General features: G+C 64.3%; 18 protein-coding genes. 8 read left to right on the top strand and 10 right to left on the bottom strand.

Going from position 1 to position 17,366, the window contains the following annotated elements:
- The first annotated feature begins 11 nt into the window (after positions 1–11).
- Positions 12–953, top strand: coding sequence for a glutathione synthase (gene gshB, locus WJT74_RS02660; RefSeq protein WP_343346530.1), 942 nt, complete (start codon positions 12–14; stop codon positions 951–953).
- Entirely contained in the window at positions 950–1,555 is a 606-nt protein-coding gene (locus WJT74_RS02655) for a DedA family protein (RefSeq protein WP_343346528.1), read from the top strand. The genes gshB and WJT74_RS02655 overlap by 4 nt, the downstream gene beginning before the upstream one ends.
- On the opposite strand, the gene WJT74_RS02650 is transcribed toward WJT74_RS02655, so the two are convergent.
- The 3 genes from WJT74_RS02650 to fsa are packed head-to-tail and all read right to left on the bottom strand — an operon-like array spanning position 1,552 to position 3,720.
- Positions 1,552–2,475 carry a tyrosine-type recombinase/integrase gene (locus WJT74_RS02650; RefSeq protein ID WP_343346526.1) on the bottom strand — a complete coding sequence of 308 codons (924 nt, stop codon included), beginning with the start codon at positions 2,473–2,475 and terminating at the stop codon, positions 1,552–1,554. The genes WJT74_RS02655 and WJT74_RS02650 overlap by 4 nt on opposite strands.
- On the bottom strand, positions 2,460–3,017 hold the full coding sequence (locus WJT74_RS02645; RefSeq protein ID WP_343346524.1) for a DUF484 family protein: 558 nt from the start codon (positions 3,015–3,017) through the stop codon (positions 2,460–2,462). Before WJT74_RS02645 ends, WJT74_RS02650 begins: the two co-directional genes overlap by 16 nt.
- A gap of 49 nt (positions 3,018–3,066) precedes the next feature.
- On the bottom strand, positions 3,067–3,720 hold the full coding sequence (gene fsa, locus WJT74_RS02640; RefSeq protein WP_343346522.1) for a fructose-6-phosphate aldolase: 654 nt from the start codon (positions 3,718–3,720) through the stop codon (positions 3,067–3,069).
- A gap of 108 nt (positions 3,721–3,828) precedes the next feature.
- On the opposite strand from fsa, the gene WJT74_RS02635 reads away from it, so the two are divergent.
- Positions 3,829–4,629 (top strand): enoyl-CoA hydratase-related protein, encoded by an 801-nt coding sequence (locus tag WJT74_RS02635; protein WP_343346520.1) that lies wholly within the window; start codon positions 3,829–3,831, stop codon positions 4,627–4,629.
- 20 nt (positions 4,630–4,649) lie between these two features.
- Here the strand turns inward: WJT74_RS02635 and WJT74_RS02630 are convergent, their stop codons facing one another.
- The 3 genes from WJT74_RS02630 to WJT74_RS02620 are packed head-to-tail and all read right to left on the bottom strand — an operon-like array spanning position 4,650 to position 6,921.
- On the bottom strand, positions 4,650–5,045 hold the full coding sequence (locus WJT74_RS02630; RefSeq protein WP_343346518.1) for a TadE/TadG family type IV pilus assembly protein: 396 nt from the start codon (positions 5,043–5,045) through the stop codon (positions 4,650–4,652).
- Positions 5,042–5,581: a TadE/TadG family type IV pilus assembly protein gene (locus WJT74_RS02625; RefSeq protein ID WP_343346516.1), complete on the bottom strand. Its 540-nt coding sequence runs from the start codon at positions 5,579–5,581 to the stop codon at positions 5,042–5,044. Before WJT74_RS02625 ends, WJT74_RS02630 begins: the two co-directional genes overlap by 4 nt.
- Complete coding sequence (locus WJT74_RS02620) at positions 5,581–6,921, bottom strand: pilus assembly protein TadG-related protein (protein ID WP_343346514.1); 1,341 nt, start codon at positions 6,919–6,921, stop codon at positions 5,581–5,583. The genes WJT74_RS02625 and WJT74_RS02620 overlap by 1 nt, the downstream gene beginning before the upstream one ends.
- 223 nt (positions 6,922–7,144) lie before the next feature.
- Between WJT74_RS02620 and WJT74_RS02615 the strand changes: the two genes are divergently transcribed.
- Both WJT74_RS02615 and WJT74_RS02610 read left to right on the top strand, forming a co-directional pair.
- Complete coding sequence (locus tag WJT74_RS02615) at positions 7,145–8,347, top strand: toxic anion resistance protein (protein WP_343346511.1); 1,203 nt, start codon at positions 7,145–7,147, stop codon at positions 8,345–8,347.
- Positions 8,348–8,355: 8 nt separating this feature from the next.
- A complete protein-coding gene (locus WJT74_RS02610) occupies positions 8,356–9,132 on the top strand; it encodes a hypothetical protein (protein ID WP_343346508.1) in 777 nt (258 codons plus the stop codon).
- Between the two features lie 13 nt (positions 9,133–9,145).
- Here the strand turns inward: WJT74_RS02610 and WJT74_RS02605 are convergent, their stop codons facing one another.
- The 4 genes from WJT74_RS02605 to pgi are packed head-to-tail and all read right to left on the bottom strand — an operon-like array spanning position 9,146 to position 14,830.
- Positions 9,146–10,360, bottom strand: a complete 1,215-nt coding sequence (locus WJT74_RS02605) for a CaiB/BaiF CoA transferase family protein (RefSeq protein ID WP_343346505.1) — start codon at positions 10,358–10,360, stop codon at positions 9,146–9,148.
- The gene (locus WJT74_RS02600; RefSeq protein ID WP_343346503.1) at positions 10,357–11,943 is read right to left on the bottom strand and encodes a phytoene desaturase family protein; all 1,587 of its coding nucleotides are present in this window, start codon (positions 11,941–11,943) and stop codon (positions 10,357–10,359) included. Before WJT74_RS02600 ends, WJT74_RS02605 begins: the two co-directional genes overlap by 4 nt.
- Positions 11,943–13,295 carry a glutathione-disulfide reductase gene (gene gorA / locus WJT74_RS02595; RefSeq protein ID WP_343346499.1) on the bottom strand — a complete coding sequence of 451 codons (1,353 nt, stop codon included), beginning with the start codon at positions 13,293–13,295 and terminating at the stop codon, positions 11,943–11,945. Before gorA ends, WJT74_RS02600 begins: the two co-directional genes overlap by 1 nt.
- Complete coding sequence (gene pgi / locus WJT74_RS02590) at positions 13,292–14,830, bottom strand: glucose-6-phosphate isomerase (RefSeq protein WP_343346496.1); 1,539 nt, start codon at positions 14,828–14,830, stop codon at positions 13,292–13,294. Before pgi ends, gorA begins: the two co-directional genes overlap by 4 nt.
- Before the next feature lie 79 nt (positions 14,831–14,909).
- On the opposite strand from pgi, the gene lepB reads away from it, so the two are divergent.
- The 3 genes from lepB to era are packed head-to-tail and all read left to right on the top strand — an operon-like array spanning position 14,910 to position 17,345.
- Positions 14,910–15,779: a signal peptidase I gene (gene lepB, locus WJT74_RS02585; protein WP_343346492.1), complete on the top strand. Its 870-nt coding sequence runs from the start codon at positions 14,910–14,912 to the stop codon at positions 15,777–15,779.
- Positions 15,769–16,455 (top strand): ribonuclease III, encoded by a 687-nt coding sequence (gene rnc, locus WJT74_RS02580; RefSeq protein ID WP_343346490.1) that lies wholly within the window; start codon positions 15,769–15,771, stop codon positions 16,453–16,455. Before lepB ends, rnc begins: the two co-directional genes overlap by 11 nt.
- The gene (era, locus tag WJT74_RS02575; protein ID WP_343346488.1) at positions 16,452–17,345 is read left to right on the top strand and encodes a GTPase Era; all 894 of its coding nucleotides are present in this window, start codon (positions 16,452–16,454) and stop codon (positions 17,343–17,345) included. Before rnc ends, era begins: the two co-directional genes overlap by 4 nt.
- Positions 17,346–17,366: the final 21 nt, after the last annotated feature.

The raw sequence follows: 17,366 nt of genomic DNA, 5'->3' as shown, positions 1-17,366 counted from the left end.
AGCGAAATCGCATGACCCGGACCGCCGCTTTCCAGATGGACCCGCTCGAAACCGTCAATGTCGACGGCGACAGCAGTTTCGCACTCATGCTCGAAGCGCAGGCGCGCGGGTACGAATTGTTCGAATATCAGCCGGGCCACCTGTCCTACCTCGACGGCCGCGTCCGCGCCGATGCGCGTCCCGTCACGGTGCGGCGCGAAAAGGGCGATCATTTTTCAGCCGGCGAACGCCGTCTGATCGACTTGGGACACGACACCGACGTCGTCTGGGTGCGGCAGGATCCTCCGTTCGATATCGCCTATATTACCGCCTGCCATCTGCTCGAGCGGGTCGCCGACGAAACGATGGTCGTGAACGATCCGGAGAGCATCCGCGGGGCGCCTGAAAAGCTGTTCGTCCTCGATTTCGCCGAGTTGATGCCCCCCACGCTCATCTCCCGGTCCGAGGCCGAGATCCGCGCGTTTCTCGCCGAGCACGGCGAAATCGTCGTCAAACCGCTTCACGGCAAAGGGGGTGAAGGCGTCTTCCGGATTGGTGCCGACGCGCGCAACCTTTCCAGCCTCGTCCAACTGTTCCGGCAGGAACTGAAGGAGCCCTTCATCGCGCAGGCATTCCTGCCTGCCGTCACCGAAGGCGACAAGCGCATCATCCTCGTCGACGGAGAGCCCATCGGCGCCATCAACCGCGTCCCCGCGAAGGGCGAGTTCCGCTCCAACATGGTCGTCGGGGGCAGCGCCAAGAAAAGCGAACTCACCGACCGCGACCGCGAAATCTGCACGGCCATCGGACCCGAACTCAAGCGCCGCGGCCTACTGTTCACCGGGATCGACGTCATCGGTGGTCTGATGACCGAGATCAACGTGACCAGCCCCACGGGTCTCGTGGCGCTCGACCGCTTCGACGGCATCAATTCGGCGGGCCTCATCTGGGACGCGATCGAGGCAAAGGCGTGACGGACTGGGTCGTCGACCTCATCGACGCGGGCGGCATCATCGCCGTCGGGCTGTTGATGTTCCTCGAGACCGTCTTTCCCCCCATCCCGTCCGAACTGATCATGAGCCTCGCCGGCATCCGGGCCGGTCAGGGTCAGATGTCGCTGACGGGCATCATCATTGCGGGCACCACCGGCGCCATGCTGGGAAACGTCTTCTGGTATGCGGTGGCCCGCGCGCTCGGCATCGAACGGTTCAAGCCGTTCATCCATCGCTATGGTCGCTGGATCACCTTCACCTGGCCCGAGATCGAGCGCGCACAGCGCTGGTTCGCCACCCACGGCACCTTGTTCGTCGGGTTCGGCCGGATGCTTCCGACCGTTCGGAGTCTCGTGTCGGTTCCCGCCGGGCTGCTCAAGATGCGCTGGAAGGGTTTCCTGATCGCCTCGACTATCGGCACCGCGGGATGGACCACGCTTCTGGCCGTTGCCGGCTATCAGTTGGGATCGAATTTCGACGACATCGAACAGTTTCTCGGCCCCATCAGCAGTGCCATCATCGTGACGCTGCTGGTCGCCTACGTCTGGCGACTGTGGACCCACCGAAAGGTCGGTCGCCCCTAACCTCTCGGGTGCGCGGTCCGATAGACGTCGAGCAAGCGTGCGGCGTCCACATCGGTATAGATCTGCGTCGAGGACAGGCTTGCGTGCCCCAGCAGTTCCTGCAGCGATCGCAGATCGGTCCCTGCCGCCAGCAAATGGGTGGCGAAACTGTGTCGGAGGGCGTGCGGGGTCAGGCTGTCAGGAAGTCCGAGCAGTCGCCGCGCGTCGCGCACGGCTTTTCGCACCTGCCCGTCGGCCAGCGGTCCGCCGCGCACTCCGCGAAAAAGGCGCGCATCCCGCGTCAATCCATGAGGGCAGGCCGCGACGTAGTCCGCGATCGCTTTCCGCACCATCGGAACGACGGGCACGACCCGCTGCTTTTCACCCTTGCCGGTAACGCGGATCGCCTCTCCCATCGGCAGAGACGCTCCCGTCAGCGCCAGTGCCTCCGCCACGCGCAGGCCCGATCCATAGAGGAGAAGAAGCAGGGCCAGGTCCCGCTTTCCGACCCAATCCTCGTCGCGTTCCGCCGCCGCCGTTTCTGCGAGCGCGGTGACATCGGCGGGCGCGGCGGGACGCGGAAGGGTCCTGGGCCGTTTGGGCGCTCGCAGCTTCGGCACGGCGGGCTCGACCCCCGCGTTCTTCGCCACGAACGTCAGAAAGGACTTGAGCGCCGAGAGTTCGCGGCCCGCCGACGCCGCCCCGAGGCCCTCTCCACGCCGCCGCGCGAGATAGGCGCGGATGTCGCTGGCCTCGAGTGACAGAAGCATCTCGACTACCACCGCTTCGCCGCGATGTTCGCCCAAAAATGACAGAAACCTGTGCCCCGTCGCCGTGTAAGCGCGCACCGTATGCGGGCTCATCCGCCGGTCATGGGCGAGATGCTCCGACCATTTCACGACCGCCGCACTGGCGGGATGGGGGTTCAGGTCCGGCTGCACCGCACGAGCATAGCGCCCAGCGTCTCACCGAGAAAGCCGACCAGCGTTCTCCCATGCGCTCCGTCGAGCGGAAGACTGTCTTCCTGACCCAGCAACACTAGACCGCTCAACCGCCCTTTGCCGCCCACGAAAGGGATCAGCGCTTCGGTACGAATTCTCGGCCCGATTGCGCCGAACAGAGGATCGCCATGATTGGTCGATCGCATCTGCACCTCGCCGAGACCCATTGCGCGCGTGATCCACGCCGGCTCGAGCCGATGGCGTCCCTCGGCGTCGATCCGGAACGCCGCCTCGCCTGCCTTCAACGCGATGGCGGCATGGTCGACGCACAGCAACCGGGGCCAGTCGTTCACCACGACCTCGAACAACTCCTCGACGCTTTCGCACGCCATCAAGGCCAGCACCGCGTGGTGGATCGACGCCGTCGCCCCCGCATGACCGCGCGCGAAGGCGAGCAACTCGTCGCGTGCTTCCTCCGCCGCGCCCAGTCGGTCGCGAAGGGACTTCAATGCCCGGTCCTCGAAACGAATCACTTCCGCCATGAGAGCAATCCTAAGCCGATGCGGTTAACGCCGCCCTAGCCGATCTTTCCTATCCAATCTTCTGGCCCGTCGCTTCCCAATCCTTGAGAAACGCCGCCAGCCCCTTGTCGGTCAACGGGTGGCCGAACATCTTCCAGATCACTTCGGGGGGCGCGGTCATCACGTCGGCACCCATCTTCGCACTGTCATGGACGTGGATGGGACTGCGCACGCTCGCCACCAGGATCTGCGTGGCGAAATCGTAATTGTCGTAGATCAGCCGGATATCGGCGATCAGTTCGATCCCAGGATAGCCGACATCGTCGTGTCGACCGACGAACGGCGAAATGAACGTCGCACCCGCCTTTGCGGCCAACAGCGCCTGATTCGCCGAGAAACACAGCGTCACGTTGACCATCGACCCGTCGTCGCTCAGCGCCTTGCAGGTCTTCAACCCGTCGCGCGTCAGCGGCACCTTGATCGCGATATTGTCGGCGATCTTTCGCAACACCTCGGCCTCGCGCATCATCTCGCCATGCTCGGTCGCGACGACTTCCGCGCTGACCGGGCCATCGGTGATCGAACAGATTTCCTTCGTCACCTCGATGATGTCGCGGCCCGATTTCTTGATCAGCGAGGGGTTGGTCGTGACGCCGTCGAGCAGGCCGCTGTCAGCCAGTTCCTTGATGGCGTCGATGTCGGCGGTGTCGGCGAAGAATTTCATATGTCGGTTCCCTGTTCTGGTGCGGTGGCTGGCGCTGGTCGGCTCCAAGCGATAGCCAGTGGGACACGTCGCGTCACCCGATTCCCGTTTCGAGCGAAGGAGAGAATGATGAGCGAAGCATCCGGCACCGATCAGGTGAAGGTCGAACAGGACGGTCGCCGCCTCGCCATCCGCTTCGACCGCCCGTCGAGCCGCAACGCCATCACGGTGGCCATGTATGCGACCATGGCCGACGCGATCGAACGCGCCAACGCCGACGATGGCATCGACCTCGTCACCATCGAGGGCACGGGCGAGGATTTCACCGCCGGCAACGATCTCATGGATTTCATGCAGGCGATGCCGCGTCCCGAAGTAGCAGGCGACGAGCCCACCGATATTCCCGTGTGGCGTTTCCTTCGCGCCATGGCGTCCAACGAAGTGCCGATCGTGGCCAAGGTCCAGGGGAACGCTATCGGCATCGGCACCACCATGCTGTTCCATTGCGACCTGGTCGTCGCGTCCGACGCAGCGCGGTTCAAGATGCCCTTCACCGAACTGGGCCTCGTTCCCGAGGCCGCGAGCAGCCTTATCCTTCCCGACCTCGCCGGTCGCCGCGCGGCGGCGCGCTACCTGCTGGTCGGCGAGAGTTTCGACGCGGCCGAGGCGAAGGCCATCGGGATCGTCAGCCATGTCGCCAGCGCCGATGCGCTCGACGAGACGTTCGACGCGCTCGTCGCCACCATCCTGTCGCGGCCCGCGCAGGCGATGCGCCTGACACAGAAACTTCTCCGTACCACCGACCGCGATGCGATCGCGGAGCGGATGAAACTGGAAAACGGCCAGTTTTCCGAACGGCTGCAATCGGACGAGCTCAAGGCCGCGATTGCCGCCTTCTTCGCGAAAAGGAGCGGTGGCGGCAGGGGCTGACCCCGCGCCCACTACGCCGCCTAGTTGGCGACGTAGACGCGCTTGTTGCGGGTCAGCGAGACGTTCGGCCCGGGCAGGAACAGCAGGTCCGTCTGCTGCGAATAGGTCACCGACAGATCGATGTAGCCGTTGCCGTTGACAGGAGTGGCGATGTTGAACGTTCCCGGCCCGATCCCGTACACGCGATCGTTGATCTCGTTGACGATGTCGTTGTGCGTGGGGGTGGGGTAGATCACCGTCAGCCGCGCGCCCTCGCCCAGCGCGTGCTGCATCCCCGCGACCGCGCGCATCACCAGTCCCATCTGCACCACCATCCACAACATGACGAGGAAGATCGGCAGCGCGAACGCCATCTCGATCGCCGCCGCGCCGCGGTCGTCCCGGCTGAAGCCGTTACGGAGCACCCGCCGGATCATTTGGTCCGGATCCCGGTCGTCACGTCGATCGGCAGTCGCCCGTTGGCATCGCCGAATCCGACATAGCGCGGATCCAGCACCGGCTCGTAGCTGTCGGTGATGTTCAGCGTGATGTAGAAGCGGGTCTGCTGCCCCGGGGTGCATTGAATTTTTGACTTGTCGACGTCGGCGGGGTCTTCCCCTGCCGCGATCTTGGCGTCGATTGCCGCCTGGACGGCAGCCACGTCGGCGGAAATATCGGTCTCGGTACCGTCGCAATCGATGATGTATTTCACCGTGACCTGGTTGAGCGGCACGCGCGCTGCCGCTGCAGCTTCGGCCTTCAGCGTCGTGTGGACCGTTTCCGTCGTCGTCGTCTGCATCACCTTTTCGATGGCGCGCTGGGCGCCCTGCTCGATTTCCAGCTTGCGACTGTAGGCCATCGAAAGATCGACCACTCCGGTGATCATCACGGCCAGCATGGGCGCCACGATGGCCAGTTCGATCGTCGCCGATCCGCGCTCGTCGCGCGCGATGGTGCGGGGAAGCGTCTTCATCAGGCGACCAGCCGGATCAACCGACCGCCCTCGAACGTGTCCACATTGTCGCCGCCGCAATCCTTTTTGAACTTGTTCGACACCGTGCTGTTTCCGGTGAACACGATTCGCCGCGTCACGAACCGGGTACAGACCGCGGTCATGTTCCCGTCGCCGTTGTAGGTGATCGCCTGCTTCGGGAAATAGAGCGCGCCGATGATGTCGCCCGACCCGCCGCCGTTCACCCGGTTCTTGTTGTTCTGCTTGATAAGGGGCGCGCGACGGTCCTGCATGACCGCAATCCCCTTGTAAGTACCCGAATCCGGCGCATCGATGTCGAGGGTTCCTTCACCCGCGTTCATCGTAAAGTTTCCGATCTTGGTGGACGAAGGGTCCTTGTTAGTCAGCACCAGCGTCACGTTTGTGCCGGTTACCGTCCCCTTGATGTCGATATCGCCCCCGTTGATATAATAGACGCCCGGGTCGAGCGCGAGCGTCTCACCCGGCGCCACACTCAGACTGGTATAACAGTTGACGCTGTCGCCACCCGGCGTCTTGATGGTCTTGTCGTAGTTTGCAGGCGTCAGTGCGACGGGATCGGTGGAAATGACGTTCTTTCCGCCCTTCACGACGGTCCGCGCGCCGTCGCACTTCATGTCGTTCGGATCGGGATTTATGTTCTTGTAGGGATCGACCATCGCCGACACGTACGGATCGTATTTGTTGACGATCCAATTGTCCGATTTCTGGATGCCCCCGACCGAGGCGATCACGCTCGCCTTCATCATCACCGACCCCTTCGCAATGGCGGAGTTGGTGGCGATCGAATTGGTGATCATCCCGCAGTCCATCTCGACGCCGGCGTTCCCCGACCCCGTAATCCCGGTTTCGGCGGTATCTTCCAGGCTGATCACGCAATAGGCATCGGTGCCGGGCACGCTGGCCGCGGTCGCTTCTGCATAGATGTCGGGCGCCGATTTCATGAACATGCCAGAGAAGGAAAGCGGTCGGGACACCTGCAGTGCGACCTTCACCCGCTTGACCTTAGTGCCGTCGTCGGCGAGCAACTGGGTCTTGGGAAAACCGCTGTGAAGCGCGATGCCGGTGTGATGGTTGAGCGTGAGATCGCGACCGACCGCGCCTTCCACCTTGGTCACGTTGTCACCCACCTCGATCCGCTCGTACACGCCGGCAATGGCGGCAGAGTCGGCGGCGCGCTGCAACTGTCGTTTCCACAACGTCCACTGGACCGTGTCGGTCGCGATCCCCGCTGCGCCCACGAGCAGCGGCAACGTCGCGCCCATGATGACGAGCACGTTCCCCGTCTCGTCGTTCCAGACCTTGCTGAACAGTTTGCGCATCACGTCATGCCTCCCGGACACTGGTCCATTCGGCAGGAGCACTACCCCGCGGATGGTGAGCGATCCGTTCCCAAGCGTGGTTAACGTTTCCTTTCCTCCGCGCACCCTTGTCGCGACCCGATGCGCGTCTTACATCGCTAAGACACCGAAAGGACTTGTCAGGCAGGAGGCGTTGGGGCCACCCTGTCGGGCAGACGACGAAGACACCTGAGGGGAAACAGGCATGGCGAGCGAAGCACCCGCGCAGACGACCACCAAGATCAAGCTCGATCCGCCCGACGCGCTCCAGCCGATCGCGACCGACCAGGCCGCCGGCCTCGTCCCGCTCAAGGAAGAGGAGAAGAGCCAGCTCCAGACCAAGGTCGACACCTTCGTCGACGAACTGGTCGCCCTCGACAGCAACAGTCCCGAATTCGGTGCCAAGGTAGATCAGTTGACGGCGATGGGCCGCAAGGAAATCGCCGCGGCCGCAGGTGCCAGCAACCGCTTTCTCGATCGCCCGACCAAGGCGATCGACAGCGATACCGGCATCGGCGCCGATCTCACCAAGCTGCGTCAGACGGTCGAGGAGCTCGACCCGTCCGAGAACAGCCGGATGCTGACCAGCCGCAAGATCCTCGGCATCATTCCTTTCGGCAAGCGGGTGAACCGCTACTTCGACAAATATCGCAGCGCGCAGTCGCACATCAGCGCGATCCTCGAGCGGCTGGGGAACGGCAAGGAAGAGCTGCAGATGGACAATGCGGCCATCGATACCGAGCGCGCGGGCCTGTGGAAAACGATGCACAAGCTCGAGCAGATGATCCACATCTCCAAGCAGCTGGACGCGACGCTGGAGGCCAAGGCGAACGACCTCGACGCGACCGACCCGGCCAAGGCCAAGGCGATCCGCGAGAGCGCGCTCTTCTATACCCGCCAGCGGACGCAGGACCTGCTGACCCAGATGGCGGTGACGGTGCAGGGCTATCTCGCGCTCGATCTCGTCAAGAAGAACAATGTCGAGCTCATCAAGGGCGTCGACCGCGCCTCCACCACAACCGTCGCGGCGTTGCGGACCGCGGTCACCGTCGCGCAGGCGATGAGCAACCAGAAGCTCGTTCTGCAACAGATCACCGCGCTCAACACGACCACCGCGGGCATGATCGACAGTACCGGCGAACTCCTGAAGTCCAATACGGCCAGCATCCACGAGCAGGCCGCCTCGAGCACCATTCCGCTGGAGACGCTTCAGCGCGCCTTCCAGAACATCTACGACACGATGGATCAGGTCGATCAGTTCAAGCTGCAGGCTCTCGCCAACATGAAGCAGACCGTCGATGTGCTCGGACAGGAAGTCGACAAGTCAAAAGGCTACATCGCCCGCGCCGAGGGGGTCGAGCAGGCCAAGCTCGAAAACAAGGCCTCGCCCTTCGAAGCCATCGAATGAGCGGCTGAATGACGGTCGAGACCGAAATCGCCGCCGTTGAGCGGCACAGCGAGAGCATCGCCAATCTTCCCGCGCTGCGGACGCGCGTCTCCGACAGCGTCGACCGCGCGACCCGCGTTCTCGAACGCACCGGTTCCTCGCCGGCCGCCAAACGACAGCGTGCCGCCTTTGTCGGCGATGTGCAGTCGCGTCTGATGAAGGCGGGCCTCGCCGTCGCCATCGTCAGCGCGATCGCGATCGGGATCGGCATGATCGCGCCCATCGGCCTGTTCGGATTTCTCGCCGCGGTCGGTCTCGCGATCGGGCTGGCCGCCATGGCCCTTTTCTGGCCGGCGAGCGCGCCCGAAGCGCCCACCGATACGCCCAAGCTCGACAATGGGGAGATGGTGCGAAGCTTCGACCGTTACATGGCGGCCGAACGCCGGCTCCTCCCCGCCCCTGCCCAGAAGGAAGTCGATGCCATGCTCGCACGCCTGCCCGAGCTGGAAAAGGTGCTGGAGCGCGTTCCGTCCGGCGATCCGCAGGCCGTCGACGCGCGCCGCCTGATGAGCCGTCATCTTCCGGGCCTCATCGACCGTTACGAACAGGTCCCCGCCGGGTATCGCGACACCACCGACAACGAAGGCCTGACCGTCGAGGAACGGTTGACCGACGGTCTCAAGGCAGGACGCAAGGCGCTGGAGGAACTGGGCGAGACGCTGGCGAAGAAGGATGTCTCCGCACTCGAAACTCATGGCCGCTTTCTCAAGAACCGTTATGGCGACAAGGACGAGCCGCTCGACTGACGCCCCTCACTTTTCAGCCGATGACGCCTTCTTTCCGAAGCGTCTCGATCTCGTCCGAGCTCATCCAGTCGCGTAGAATTTCCTCGGTGTGTTCGCCCAGACCCGGCGGCGGCAGAGCGGCATCGCACCGCGATCCGCCGATCCGGACGGGCGATCCTACCGTCGGCACGACGCCCAGCCGTCCGCCGCTTCGCTCTTGCCTCGCTCCGCGATGGACCGCCTGCGGGTCGGACAGCGCCTCGCTGACGGAATTGATCGGACCCGCCGGGATGCCTGCGTCGAGCAGCTTCTCCATCCATTCGTCCGCCGGCGCATCGGCGATGACCGCGCCGACTTTCGCCACGATGGCCACCCGGTTGGCGACGCGCGCCGAGTTGGTCGCGAACCGCTCGTCCTCGGTCCATTCGGGGTGGCCGCAGATTGCGGCGAGCCGCGCGAACTGCCGATCGTTGCCCACTGCGATGACCAGCGGCTGATCCGCCGCCTGAAAGGGCTGATAAGGCACGATGTTGGGATGGCTGTTGCCCACCCGACCGGGGTCGGTTCCCGATACCATCGCGTTCGTCGCCTGGTTCGCCAGCACCGCAAGCTGCGTATCGAACAGGCTCATGTCGATCGCCGCCCCCTCGCCCGTCTGCGCCCGTTCGACCAGCGCCGCCTGGATCGCATTGGCCGCATAGAGTCCCGTGAACAGATCCGCGATGGCCACGCCGACACGTAATGGCCCACCGCCCGGCTCGCCATCGGGCAGGCCCGTCAGGCTCATCATTCCGCCCATCGCCTGGATGATGTAATCGTACCCCGCCCGTTCGGCATAAGGCCCGTCCTGCCCGAACCCCGTGATCGAGCAGGTGATGAGCGCGGGATTTTCGGCCCGCAGGCTATCCGTATCCAATCCGTATTTCGCCAGTCCCCCGACGCGATAGTTCTCCACCAGCACGTCGGCCTTTCCGGCCATCCGGCGAAGCAGCGCGGCGCCTTCCTCGCGCGAGAAATCGAGAGCGACGCTTTTCTTGCCTCGATTGGCGGCAAGAAAATAGGCCGCGACCCGCTCCCCGCCCGCCTCGTGCCATGGCGGTCCCCAATGCCGCGTGTCGTCACCCGCCCCCGGCCTTTCGATCTTCACGACGTCCGCGCCCAGATCGGCGAGCAACTGCGTGCACCACGGTCCGGCCAGCACGCGGCTGAGGTCCAGCACCTTCACACCGTTCAACGGTCGGCTGCTCATGCCGCTTTCCTCCATTTGCGACGATCGGCCCAGACCGCGCGCGCTGCATTGTGTCCCGGCGCTCCCGTCACTCCCCCGCCCGGATGCGCCCCTGCCCCGCACAGATACAGTCCGTCGACCGCCATTCGGTACGCCGGATCCCCCAGCCGCGGCCGAGCGGAAAAGATCTGGTCGAGCGTCATCTTGCCGTGAAAGATATCTCCGCCGATGAGACCGAACCGCGATTCCAGGTCGGCTGGCGAATGGATCTGCCGCGCGATCACGCTGTCGGCAAACCCCGGTGCATAGCGATCGACCGTCGCGAGGACATGATCCGCCGCCTCCTCGCGCACCGCATCCCACGATCGCCCGCCGGGAAGACTGTAGCGGAAATGCTGACAGAACAGGCTCGCGACATGGCCGTGACGAGGCGCGAGACCCGGATCGAGCGTCGATGGCACCAGCATTTCGATGACCGGATCGGCCGACCAGCCATCGAGCACCGCGCTCGCATGGGCGCGCGCCATGTGGTCGAGGCTCGGCCCCATCACGATTCCCGCCGTCAGATGCTTGCCCCTCCCCGGAAGGCTGGTGAAATTCGGCAATCGTTCCAGCGCCACGTTCATGCGGAAGGTCGCGCTTTCGCAGGCCCAATGCCGGAAATGCGTCGCTGCCGGCTTGGGAAGCGCGCCGTCGGGCAGCAGATGCTCGGCCAGCAATCGGGGATTGGCGTTCGAAATCACCGTGCGTGCGCGGAGGGTCCGGCCGCCCGCCACCACCCCGACCGCGCGGTCGCCCTCGACCAGCACTTCCTCGACCGCGCTCGACAGGCGAATGTCGCCGCCCGCCTCCCGGACCGCGCGCGCCATCGCCTGCGTGATGGAGCCCATCCCTCCGATCGCATGCCCCCACGCGCCCTCGACGCCAGCCGCCTCGCCGAGCAGATGATGAAGAAGAACGTAGGCGGCCCCGGGCTCGTAGGGCGACGCAAAGTGACCCACGATCCCGTCGAACCCGAACAAGGCTTTGGCCAGTTTCCCCTCGAACCGCGCGTCGAGAATGTCCCCAGCACTCTTGGTGAAGAAGGCGGCCAGCGTCTCCACCTCTCCCGCGCTCATCCCGACCAGATCGCGTCCCAGCCGCAACCAGTCGGTGAGGTTCGACACTTCCCGCTTCGCCCGCGGGGGTGCCTTGAGCATCCATTGGCGCACGAGGGCCACCAGCGCTCGCAATTCGGCCTCGTAGGCATCATAGGCGGGACCGTCGGCCCTGTGATGCCGCACCAGTTCGGCCCGTGTCAGCCCGTCCCGCCCCGCGAGCAGATAGTCCGCTCCCCGGGTCGGCAGGAAATTGTCCACCTTGCGCAACACGATTTCGAGACCGTGGCGTTCGAGTTGCATTTCGCGGATGATCTTGGGCTGCAGCAGGCTGACCGTATAGCTTGCCGCGCTGTTGCGGTAACCGGGATGGAATTCGTCGGTCACCGCGCCGCCGCCGACCGTGTCCGCAGCCTCCAGCAGCACGACGTCCAGTCCACGCTTCGCCAGGAAATAACCGCATACGAGGCCGTTATGACCGGCCCCGATGATGACCGCGTCGTGCATCAGCGCATCAGGACCAGTTCTTCCGCCATCGTGGGATGCAGCGCGACGGTTTCGTCCCACTGCTCCTTGGTCAGTCCCGCCTTCACCGCGATCGCCGCCGTCTGGAGGATCTCGGGGCTTTCCGGGCCGATCATGTGCACGCCGACGATCCGATCGGTATTGGCGTCGGTAATGATCTTGTAGAGCGACCGTTCGTTGCGACCGGCCAATACGTTCTTCATCGCGCGAAAGTCGCTGGTATAGGTCTTGTAGGCGCCGCCCAATTTGTCGCGCGCCTCGCTCTCGGTCATCCCGACCGCCGCGATCGGCGGGTGCGAATAGACCGCGCTCGGCACGCACCCGTAATCGACCTTGCGATCCCCGCCATCGAACAGATTGTCGGCCACGCAATGGCCCTCGCGAATGGCGATGGGGGTCAGTTGCATGCGATCGGTGACGTCGCCGACGGCGTAGATGTGATCGACGTTGGTGCGCGAATAGTCGTCGACCTTGATCGCGCCCTCGTCGTCCATTTCGACGCCCGCATCTTCCAGCCCTAGGTCCGACGTATTGGGGACGCGGCCCACCGCGAACAGAACCTCGTCGACCACGATATCCTCGCAATCGCTCATGTGCAGCTTGATGCAGCCATCGTCCTGCTTCTCGATCTTCGTGGGGCGGGTGTTGAACTCGAAGCGGATGCCCTTGGTCATCGAGATTTGGAGCAGCCGGTCACGCAGCTGTTCGTCATACCCCCTCAGGATGGTGTCGCCCCGATTGATGATCGTGACCTTCGATCCGAACTCGTTGAAAATGCCTGCAAATTCATTCGCGATATAGCCACCGCCCGCGATCGCGATCCGTTTGGGCAGCTTCTTGAGCTTGAACACGTCGTTCGACACGATCGCATGTTCCTTGCAACCCTCGATTTCGGGCATGCGCGGCCGTGCGCCCACGGCGATGAGGATGTTCTTGGCGGTTACCGTCTTGCCGTCGACGTCGATCTCGTGACCCCCTTTCAACCGCGCCCGGCAATCGAAGACTTGGACGTCGTTGCCTTCCAACGTATCGCGATACAGCCCTTCCAGCCGGTCGACCTCGTCCGCGACGTTGTCGCGCAGCTTCTCCCAGCTGAATTCGGGCTCGTCGATGTCCCAACCGAACCGCTGGCAGTCCTCGAGATCCTCCGCGAACTGGGCACCGAAAACGAGCAGCTTTTTGGGAACGCACCCCCGGATAACGCACGTCCCGCCGACCCGATATTCCTCGGCGATCGCAACCTTCGCGCCGTGGCTCGCGGAGATACGCGCCGCCCGGACGCCGCCCGATCCCGCGCCGATCACGAACAGGTCGTAGTCATACTCGTCACTCATAGTCCGGCCTTCTCGATCAGCGCGCGCGTCGACGCGTCCATATCCTTGCGGGTTTCGGGGTCGTCGATACTGCGCGCCATGTCCTTGCCCAGCTCCACCCCGAACTGGTCGTAGGGGTTGATGCCCAGAAGCACCGCCTCGACGAATGTGCGATGCTCGTAGAAAGCGATCAGCGCGCCCAGCCGTTCGGGGCTCAACCTGTCGATCAGGATCGTCGTCGAAGGACGGTCGCCGGGATAGCTGCGCGCCATCTCCTCGCTCTCTCGCCCCGCCATCAAGGCGGCGCCTTGCGCGAACGCATTGAGGAGCAGCTGGCGATGCTGGCGCGGGTCCTGGCTGTGCTCGCTCTCGACGACCGCGATGAACTCGACCGGCACGAGATGGCTTCCCTGGTGCAGCAGCTGAAACACGGCGTGCTGCGCGTCGGTCCCCACCCCGCCCCACAGGATCGCCGACGTCGGTCCGTCGATCGGCTGGTCGTCGGTGTCGACGGTCTTGCCGTTCGATTCCATCACTAGTTGCTGAAGGTAAAGCGGCAGCAGACGCAGCCGTTCGTCATAAGGAAAGATCGCGCGCGTTTCGGCCCCGCGGTTGCGGGTATAATACAGATCGCCGAACGCCGCGACGACCGGTGCATTCCTGGCAAGCGGTTTCAGCTTGAAATGACGGTCCATCGCCGCCGCGCCTTCCAACAGTTCCTCGAACTTGTCGAAGCCCAGCGCGATCGCGATCGAAACGCCGACCGAACTCCACAAAGAATAACGCCCGCCGACGCTTTCGGCGAACGGCAGAATTCGCGTTTCGTCGATCCCGTGCTCGATCGCCTTTTCGGGGTTTGCGGTCACGGCGATCAGCCGCCCATACGGATCCTCGACCCCCGCCCCTTCCAGCCAGTCGATCGCCGCACCCATGTTGGTCAGCGTCTCGATGGTGGTGAAACTCTTCGACACGGCAACGATCAATGTCGTGTCGGGGTCCAGCCCAATCAGCGCTTCGTCCATCGCCTCGCCGTCGACGTTGGCGACGAACCGAAGGTCGACGTTCGCCCCCTCGCGCCCCAATGCATCGACCACAAGTGCGGGACCCAGCACCGATCCGCCGATCCCGATATGGACGATCGCGTCGACCTCGCCGAACGCCTCGCCCTCGATCGCGTCGAGCAGGCTGCGCACCCGTTGGCGGAACTTGGCGGCTAGCTGGTTGTCGGCATCCGCTCCCTCGCCGCGTTCGGCGACATGGGTTGCCGCCCGCCCCTCGCTCGCGTTGATCTCGGCACCCGAGAACAGTTGCTTGCGCGCCCCTTCCAGATCGACCGCACCGGCCAGCGCCTCGAACATTTCCATCAGGTCGGCGTCGAGATGCGTCTTGGAGAAATCGAAGGTCAGCCCCGCATCCTCGATCATCATCCGCTCCAGCCGGTCCGGCTCGGCGTCGAACAGCGCGCCCAGCGGCGGCCCCTCGTAATTGGCGATGGCGGAAAAGGCGGCGGCGCGAGAGCTTGTGTCCTCGCCGGGGTCGTATGGGGTGTCGGTCATCGAGCCTTCCTTACCGCCCGACGAACCAAATGCCATCCCCGCTTGACCTCGTGGCGCGACCTATCGAAAGGGAAAGACGATGGAAGAGACCCGAACCGACGACCCGGCCACCGCGCCCGTGCCGGAAAAAAAGAAGAAGGCGAAGAAGGAGGAAAGCGTCGGCTCGCTGCTGCGCTTCATTCTCGGCCTCGCGCTGTTCGCATGGATCCTGCGCAGCTTCATCGTCGCGCCCTTCTCGATTCCGTCGGGCTCGATGTTGCCGACCATGCAGATCGGCGACCATCTGTTCGTATCCAAATGGCCCTACGGCTATTCCAGCTACAGTTTTCCCTTCGGCATTCCCAGTTTCGAGGGCCGCGTCTTCGCCGACGCACCCGAACGCGGCGACGTCGTCGTGTTCCGCCCGACGGGTCAGGAAGACACCGATTTCGTGAAGCGCGTCATCGGCCTTCCCGGCGACCGGATCGAGATCCGCGAGGGCCGCGTCGTTCTGAACGGCGAATTGCTCGAGCGCCAGCGTCTCGAACGCGACTATGCGATGACCGTCAGCCCCAACAGCCCGTGCCGCGTCGTACAGGGCGGCTCGCGCTTCATCCAGCCCGGCCCCGACGGCAGCCAACTGTGCCTTTATCCCGCCTATCGCGAGATCCTTCCGGGTGGCCGAAGCTATCAGGTGCTCGATCAGCTCACGGGAAGCCCGGGCGACGACCGAGCGCCGATCACCGTCCCCGCCGGCCATTTCTTCCTGATGGGTGACAATCGCGACGACAGCCTCGACAGCCGCTTCCTCCCCATCGGCGGCGGCGTCGGCATGGTGCCGCACGAGAATATCGTCGGCCGCGCCGAATTCAATTTCTGGTCCACCGACGGAAGCGCCAACCTGCTCCTGCCCTGGACGTGGTTCTCCGCCGCTCGCTGGGACCGGATCGGCATGGGTTATGGAGACTGACGACGCCGCCCGGCTGGCCAAGGGCTGGTTCGACCGCAATCCGCACGATCCCGCGCTTTTCCTCGCCGCGCTGACTCATGGCAGTCACGCCAGCACGCAGAAGGGCGCCGCCAGCTACGAGCGGCTCGAATTCCTCGGCGACCGGGTTCTCGGCCTTGTCGTCGCGGGTTGGCTCTACGAGCGGTTCCCGCAGGAACCGGAAGGCAAGATCGCCCGTCGTTTCAATGCCCTCGTCGCACGCGAAACCTGCGCCGAGGTCGGTCGCGCCATGGGGCTTCCCGATCACGTTCGTCTCGGTCGCCAGGCGCGCGACGACAAGGCACAATTGTCCGAAAATGTCATCGGCGACGTGGTCGAAGCCTTGCTGGGAGCGCTCTATCTCGATGCCGGGCTCGAGGCCTGCGACGAGTTTGTCCGTACCCATTGGAAGGGCTGGCTCGACGGGCAACGCCGCGCCCCCGTCCATCCCAAGTCGGGGCTCCAGGAACTCGCCGCCGCGCGCAACCTCGGCGCACCCGCCTACGATCATCTTTCCACCAAGGGCCCGCCCCATGCCCCCCGCTTCACCGTCCGCGCGAGCTTACGCAGCGGACAGAGTGCCGAAGCCGAAGGGGCCAGCAAGCAGGAAGCCGAAACCGCCGCCGCCGCCGCTCTTCTCGAGGAACTGACCCGATGACCCAATCCTGCGGCCTTGTCGCCATTCTCGGCGCGCCCAACGCGGGCAAGTCGACGCTCGTCAATTCGCTGGTGGGACAGAAGGTCGCGATCACCTCGCCCAAGGCGCAGACGACGCGCACCCGGCTGATGGGCATCGCCATCCACGAACAGACGCAACTTCTGCTTCTCGACACGCCCGGAATCTTCGCTCCCGGTAGGCGCCTCGACCGCGCGATGGTCAAGGCCGCGTGGGACGGGGCCGAAGACGCCGACCGGCTCGTTCTGATGATCGATGCTTCGACCGGTATCGGCAAGCGCGACGAAATGCTGCTGGAGGGCGCGGAACGTCGCCCCGAACCCAAGATTCTCGTGCTGAACAAGGTCGATCTGACCAAGAAGCACAAGCTCCTCAAACTCGCGCAGCCGTTGTCCGATCGTCTCGATCCCGAAGAAATCTTCTTCACCGACGCGCTTCGCGGAGAGGGCGTCCCCGAGTTGAAACGGCATCTCGCCGACGCGATGCCGGAAGGGCCGTGGCATTTCCCCGAGGATCAACTTTCCGACGCGACCGACCGGATGATCGCCGCCGAACTGACCCGCGAACAGCTCTACGCGCAGTTGCACCAGGAACTTCCCTACGCCAGCGCCGTCGTCACCGAAAAATGGGAAGACCGCCCCGACGGTTCGACCGCCATCCACCAGCAGATCCGCATCGCCCGCGACAGCCAGAAAGGCATCGTGCTCGGCAAACGCGGCTCGCGGCTCAAGTCGATCGGCGAGGCCGCTCGCGGCGAGATCGCCGATTATCTCGGTCGGCAGGTCCATCTGTTCCTGCACGTGAAGGTCGATGCGAAATGGGACGAGGACCGCGAAGTCTACGAAGAAGTCGGACTGGACTGGAAAGTCTGAGGTGTCGTCCGGTGCCACCAA

Source organism: Sphingomicrobium sp. XHP0239, from assembly GCF_039555325.1.
GTDB classification, from domain to species: domain Bacteria; phylum Pseudomonadota; class Alphaproteobacteria; order Sphingomonadales; family Sphingomonadaceae; genus Sphingomicrobium; species Sphingomicrobium maritimum.
Note: the sequence above shows the minus strand (reverse complement) of the source record. Positions and strands in the feature narration are given on the sequence as shown.